General features: G+C 65.2%; 3 protein-coding genes and 1 pseudogene. 2 read left to right on the forward strand and 2 right to left on the reverse strand.

The features are described from left to right. The first annotated feature begins 315 nt into the window (after positions 1–315). Positions 316–1,029 carry a hypothetical protein gene (locus ACK4MH_RS12215; protein WP_409718728.1) on the forward strand — a complete coding sequence of 238 codons (714 nt, stop codon included), beginning with the start codon at positions 316–318 and terminating at the stop codon, positions 1,027–1,029. Beyond that, positions 1,026–1,805: a hypothetical protein gene (locus ACK4MH_RS12220; protein WP_409718731.1), complete on the forward strand. Its 780-nt coding sequence runs from the start codon at positions 1,026–1,028 to the stop codon at positions 1,803–1,805. The genes ACK4MH_RS12215 and ACK4MH_RS12220 overlap by 4 nt, the downstream gene beginning before the upstream one ends. Positions 1,806–1,866: 61 nt before the next feature. On the opposite strand, the gene rpoC is transcribed toward ACK4MH_RS12220, so the two are convergent. Further along, the gene (gene rpoC, locus ACK4MH_RS12225) at positions 1,867–6,063 is read right to left on the reverse strand and encodes a DNA-directed RNA polymerase subunit beta' (protein WP_409718734.1); all 4,197 of its coding nucleotides are present in this window, start codon (positions 6,061–6,063) and stop codon (positions 1,867–1,869) included. A gap of 103 nt (positions 6,064–6,166) precedes the next feature. Next, positions 6,167–7,092, reverse strand: a pseudogene (locus tag ACK4MH_RS12230) (DNA-directed RNA polymerase subunit beta); the annotation flags it as partial.

Raw genomic sequence — 7,092 nt, forward strand, 5'->3', positions numbered from 1 at the left:
TCCCCTCGCCCGGGTGTCATCGAGACTGAGTGCATGACCACGCAAACAGAAAAACCGGAACGCGCGCTTTGGGCGTTCCGGCGGCGCACAGGCCGTCCGTTAAGTTGTCACGATCTCAGCAGCCGGCGAACCGGCCACGCCTCGAAAGTGGGCGGCTTCTACGCGCGATAGGGGCCAAGGTCAAGAAGGCGGCGTTAACACCTCGCCACCGCCGCCCTGTCCCTCAAAGCTTGGCCGTCTCCAATAGAACCGCAAGTTGCCTGAAACCTGCCACGCTTCGCGTCCAGCTTGATCCGAACGGAGGGGCCAAGGGCGATGACCGCGACTGCGATCGGTCGATCGGGGCAGGTACGGCTGGACTGGCGCAGGGCCGGGCTGGCGGCGACCGCCGTGGGGCTCAACGCCGGCGCGATCGCCCTACTGTCCCTGACCGACCTCGGTCCGCGCAATCGACCGCTGCGAAACGAGCCGATGATCGTCTATTTGGACGAGGCCTGGCCAAGGCTGGTGCGCCCGCCGCAGGCAGTGGCTGATGTTGCTGATAGACCGGCGTCCGCCACCCCGCTTAGCGATATGACACCCACGACGCGGGATGATTCGCCGGGATCGCATATCTCAGAAACAGCGCCGGCTTCAGCGCCCTCGATCAGCCATGCCGAGAACGACGCCATCGACGCCCGGTGGCGGGTCGGCGCGGTCACGCCGGGATCGAACGGCGCGATCCTGTCCTGCGACGCCCCACAACGATTGTCGCCAGAGGCGCGACGCCGTTGCGAGGAACGCTGGGCCGGGCGCGAAAACGCGCGCGCCATCGTCGGGACAGAGAATGCGGAACGCGATGCGACCTTCGCCCGCCACGGCGCGCGCCGTCTGGCCGCGTGGAAGGCGCAGCGCGCCATGCCCGCCCGTGGCGATCCGTCGTGCGAACGCCCGAACCCGGTCGCCGGTTGTGAAGGCGTGAACGTGCAAGTCGAGCTATTCTCCTCGCGGGACGGCTTCCTGCCCAATCTCAGAAAGCGCCGCGAATGACCGCCCTGCCCCTGCCCCGCCCCAGACGACCCAACTGGCGCAAGGCTGGGCTGGCCACGGCCTCGGTCGTCATCAACACCGCTCTGATCGCCTTCCTGTCGTTTACGGCGCCCGGCATCAAGAGACCCGACTTCGTTTCAGAGCCGCCGCCGATCTATATCGACATCACGCCGCGCCCTCTCCTGCCCGACGAGCAGCCGCGCATCCCGGTCCAGACGCCTCCCGCCAGCGACGCCACGACGACGCCTCGCAACGCCCGCGAAATCGTCGCCGCCCCGTCTACGCGCCCGGAGACGCCGCAGGATGTCCGCCCCGCGCCCCTCCGCCCCCGGATCGCCACGCCCTCGCCACAGGGCGTCCCCGCCCCGCCCGACGCCTGGACGGTCAATCCGAACGACCGTTCGAACGCCATGGCCCGCACCCTGCGCCAAGGCCTGATCGGCTGCTCCACGCCCCAACAGCTCAGCACCGCCGAGCGTGCAAACTGTCGCGAGGACGCCATGCGGCGCGGCCTCAACGCCGCCCCCATCACCGGCACCGGCAATCCCGAGCGCGACGCCGCCTTCGCCCGCGAGGGTGCGCGTCGTCTGGCGGAATGGGAGCAACGCCGCCGCCCCTTGTCAGGCGGCGTGGGCGTGGTTGGCCCGGCGGACTGCGTGGGATCGAACGTTGGCACGGGCTGCGCAGGCGCCCAGCTGCCCAGCGTCCCCGGCGTGGATATGCGCCAAGGCGCCGAGACGACGATCAACCGAGGCGAACGCCGCCGTCAGCCATAGAAAAAGGGCGGCGCCGTTTCCAGCGCCGCCCTCTTCATGTCTTCGCTTCCGAAACGGAAGATCAGCTTTCGCTGCTCTCCAGCTCCAGTTGCAGATCGGCCGGCAACGGCTCGATCGAGTCTTCGCGGGCCTGGGTCAGCTCTGCATCGCGATCGTTGGCGATCTTCTGCAGGGCGCGCAGGTAGGCGCCGGTGCCTGCCGGTATCAGGCGGCCGACGATGACGTTTTCCTTCAGGCCTTCCAGCATGTCCTTCTTGCCGTGGACCGAGGCGTCGGTGAGGACACGGGTGGTCTCCTGGAAGGACGCCGCCGAGATGAAGCTGCGGGTCTGCAGCGACGCCTTGGTGATGCCCAGCAGGACGGGCTGGGTGGTGGCCTGACGGCCGCCACGCTTCTCGACCTTCTGGTTTTCCAGAACGGCTTCGGCGACTTCGACGGTGTCGCCGCGGATCAGGGTGGTTTCACCCGAATCCAGGACTTCGACCTTCTGCAGCATCTGACGCACGATGACTTCGATGTGCTTGTCGTTGATCGGCACGCCTTGCAGGCGATAGACCTCCTGCACTTCGTTCACCAGATACTCGGCCAGCGCCTCGACGCCCTGGATGCGCAGCAGGTCGTGCGGATCCGGGTTGCCGTCGATGATGTAGTCGCCCTTCTGGATCAGGTCGCCGTCCTGGACGGAGATATACTTGCCCTTCGGGATCAGGAACTCGACCGGTTCAGCCTGCACGCCGTCGGCGTTGACTTCCGGCGTGATCTTGATGCGGCGCTTGTTCTTGTAGTCGCGGCCGAATTCGACGCGACCATCCATCTCGGCGATGACCGCGCAGTCCTTGGGACGGCGAGCTTCGAACAGTTCGGCGACGCGCGGCAGACCGCCGGTGATGTCGCGAGTCTTGGCGCCTTCGGTCGGGACGCGGGCGATGATCTCGCCCGGCTTGACCTCGTCGCCGTTCGACACGGACAGAACCGCGCCTACGGGCAGCAAGTAACGAGCGTCTGAGCCCGAGGCCAGCTTGGCGTAGCCATCACCCAGCGTGACGCCCATGGCAGGACGCAGGTCCGAACCACGCGGGCTGGCGCGCCAGTCGCTGACGACGCGCTGGGCGATGCCCGTCGCTTCGTCGGTTTCTTCCTTGACCGACAGGCCTTCGACCAGATCCTCGAAGCGGATGATGCCGCCGACTTCCGTCAGAATGGGGGTGGTGTAGGGGTCCCACTCCGCCAGACGTTGGTTCTTCTTGACCTCGCTGCCTTCCTTGACGCGGATCCGGGCGCCGTAAGGGGCCTTGTGCGTCTCACGATCCTTGCCGTCCACGACCACGGTCACGATGACGTTGCGGCTCATGGAGACCAGGTCGCCGTGGGCGGCGATGACGGTCGGGCCGGTGATCTTGGCCACGCCGGCGTTGGTCGCCTCCATGAAGGAGGTTTCCGCAACCTGCGCCGTACCGCCGATGTGGAAGGTCCGCATGGTCAGCTGGGTGCCCGGCTCGCCGATCGACTGGGCGGCGATGACGCCGACCGCTTCGCCGATGTTGACGTTGGTGCCGCGCGCCAGGTCACGCCCGTAGCAGTGGGCGCAGATGCCGGCTTCCGCCTCGCAGGTCAGGGCCGAACGGACCTTGACCGACTGGACGCCGGCGGCCTCGACGACCTCGGCGACCTCTTCCACCAGATAGGTGTCGGCGGGGAACAGGACGTTATCGGTGCCCGGCTCCTTGATGTCCTCGGCCGCATAGCGACCCAGGATGCGCTGACCCAGCGAGACCAGCACGTCGCCGCCTTCCATGACCGCCCGCAGCGTGATGCCGCGCGTCGAGCCACAGTCGATCTCGGTGACGATGCTATCCTGCGCCACGTCCACCAGACGACGGGTCAGGTAACCCGAGTTGGCGGTCTTCAGCGCGGTGTCGGCCAGACCCTTACGGGCGCCGTGGGTGGAGTTGAAGTATTCAAGGACGGTCAGGCCTTCCTTGAAGTTCGAGGTGATCGGCGTCTCGATGATCTCGCCGGAAGGCTTGGCCATCAGGCCGCGCATGCCGCCCAGCTGCTTCATCTGCGCCTGCGAGCCACGGGCGCCGGAGTTGGCCATCATGAACACCGAGTTGATGTCGGGGTTCTCACCCTCGATCAGCACGCGCGGTTGCGCGATCTCGGCCATCATGGCGTCGGCGATCCGGTCCGTAGCCTTGGACCAGGCGTCGACCACCTTGTTGTACTTCTCGCCGCGCGTGATCAGGCCGTCGGCGTACTGTTGTTCGTACTCCTCGACCTGGGTGCGGGTCTCGGCGACCAGCTCGACCTTCTTGGCCGGGATAACGATGTCGTCCTTGCCGAACGAGATGCCGGCCTTGGCGGCTTCGCGGAAGCCCAGGCCCATCATCTGGTCGGCGAAGATCACCGTCGCCTTCTGACCGCAGTGGCGATAGACCACGTCGATCAGATTGCCGATTTCCTTCTTGGTCAGGTTCTTTTCGAGCAGGCGATAGCCGACGTTCGGGTTGCGCGGCAGCAGGGCCGCCAGCTTCATCCGGCCCGGCGTGGTGTCGATCACCTTCGTGATCTCCTTGCCTTCGGCGTCCTGTTCCGTCCAGCGCGCCTTGATGCGCGTGTGCAGGGTGACGACCTTGGCGTCCAGCGCAGCGTCGATCTCGCCGATGTTGGCGAACAGCTTGCCTTCACCCGGCTCGCCGTCCTTGACCAGCGACAGATAGTACAGGCCAAGGACGATGTCCTGCGACGGCACGATGATCGGCTTGCCGTTGGCGGGCGACAGGATGTTGTTGGTCGACATCATCAGGACGCGCGCTTCCAACTGGGCCTCAAGGCTCAGCGGGACGTGCACGGCCATCTGGTCGCCGTCGAAGTCGGCGTTGAACGCCGTACAGACCAGCGGGTGAAGGCGGATAGCCTTGCCCTCGATCAGCTTGGGCTCGAACGCCTGGATGCCCAGACGGTGAAGCGTCGGCGCGCGGTTCAGCAGGACCGGGTGCTCGCGGATGACCTCGTCCAGGATGTCCCAGACGGCGGGTTGCTCGCGCTCGACCATGCGCTTGGATTGCTTGACGGTGCCCGACAGGCCCTTTGCGTCAAGGCGCGCATAGATGAACGGCTTGAACAGCTCCAGCGCCATCTTCTTGGGCAGGCCGCACTCGTGCAGCTTCAGTTCCGGTCCCACGGTGATGACCGAACGGCCCGAATAGTCGACGCGCTTGCCCAGCAGGTTCTGACGGAAGCGGCCTTGCTTGCCCTTCAGCATGTCGGCCAGCGACTTCAGCGGACGCTTGTTGGCGCCCGTGATGACGCGACCGCGACGGCCGTTGTCGAACAGCGCATCGACGGACTCTTGCAGCATCCGCTTTTCGTTACGGATGATGATGTCCGGCGCGCGGAGCTCCATCAGGCGCTTCAGGCGGTTGTTGCGGTTGATGACGCGGCGATACAGGTCGTTCAGATCGGAGGTCGCGAAACGACCGCCGTCCAGCGGCACCAGAGGACGCAGTTCCGGCGGGATGACCGGCACGATGGTCAGGATCATCCACTCAGGCTTGTTGCCCGATTCCAGGAAGGCCTCGATCAGCTTCAGGCGCTTGGACGCCTTCTTGGCTTTCATTTCCGACGGGCTATCCGCCAGCTCTCCACGGTGCTTTTCAGCCTCGGCGTGCAGGTCGATGCCCATCAGCAGGTTGCGGACGGCCTCGGCGCCGATCTCGGCGGTGAAGCCGTCGTCGCCGAACTCTTCCTGGTAACGATAGAACTCGTCTTCCGTCAGCAGTTGGTTCTGCTTCAGCGGGGTCAGGCCCGGCTCGGTGACGATGTAGTTCTCGAAATACAGGACGCGTTCCACATCCTTCAGCGCCATGTCCAGCATCAGCGAGATGCGCGACGGCAGCGACTTCAGGAACCAGATGTGGGCGACCGGGGCGGCTAGGTCGATGTGACCCATGCGCTCGCGGCGAACGCGAGCCAGCGTGACTTCGACGCCGCACTTCTCGCAGATGATGCCCTTGTACTTCATGCGCTTGTACTTGCCGCACAGGCATTCGTAGTCCTTGGTCGGGCCAAAGATACGGGCGCAGAACAGACCGTCACGCTCGGGCTTGAACGTACGGTAGTTGATGGTTTCCGGCTTCTTGATCTCGCCGAACGACCACGACCGGATCTTCTCCGGCGAGGCCAGGGCGATCTTGATCTGGTCGAAGGTCGGGGTGACCGGGACCGGGTTGAAGATGTTCAGGACTTCCTGGTTCATCTTGATTCCTTCTGCGGGGTAGACCCGCGAAAATTATTCAGAACGGAGAGAAGCGGAAGGATCGCCCTCCCCCGCCTTGGCGGGAGAGGGCTCGTGATCCGGCTCAGCTGTTCCCCAGCTCCACGTTCAGACCCAGCGAACGCATTTCCTTGATGAGCACGTTGAAGCTCTCGGGAATGCCGGCCTCGAAGCTGTCGTCGCCGCGGACGATGGCCTCGTAGACCTTGGTCCGTCCGGCCACGTCGTCGGACTTCACCGTCAGCATCTCCTGCAGGGTGTAGGCGGCGCCGTAGGCTTCCAGAGCCCAGACCTCCATCTCCCCGAAGCGCTGACCGCCGAACTGCGCCTTGCCGCCCAGCGGTTGCTGGGTGACGAGCGAGTACGGACCGATGGAACGGGCGTGGATCTTGTCATCGACCAAGTGGTGCAGCTTCAGCATGTAGATGTAGCCGACCGTGACCGGACGCTTGAACTGCTCGCCCGTTTGACCGTCGTACAGGATCGACTGGGCCGACTTGTTCAGCCCCGCCTCTTCCAGCAGACGTTCGATGTCGCCGATGTGCGCACCGTCGAAGACCGGGGTCGCGAAGGGCACGCCCTTGGACAGGTTCTTCGCCAGCTCGATCAGCTCTTCCTCATCCTGCGGCAACGGGGTTTCCGGACCGTAGATATGCGTCAGACGGTCGATCAGGGCCTGCTTCTGGCCACCACCCTGCCAGGCTTCCAGCAGACCGGAGATCTGCTTGCCCAGGCCGGCTGCGGCCCAACCCAGGTGGGTTTCGAAGATCTGGCCGATGTTCATGCGCGAAGGCACGCCCAGCGGGTTCAGAACGACGTCCACATGCGTGCCGTCTTCCAGGTGCGGCATGTCCTCGATCGGCAGGATCTTGGAGATGACGCCCTTGTTTCCGTGACGGCCGGCCATCTTGTCGCCGGGCTGAAGCTTGCGCTTCACGGCCACGAAGACCTTGACCATCTTCATCACGCCGGGGGGCAGTTCGTCGCCGCGTTGCAGCTTCTCGACCTTGT

The sequence above is a fragment of the Brevundimonas sp. genome (genome assembly GCF_046295075.1).
GTDB lineage: Bacteria > Pseudomonadota > Alphaproteobacteria > Caulobacterales > Caulobacteraceae > Brevundimonas.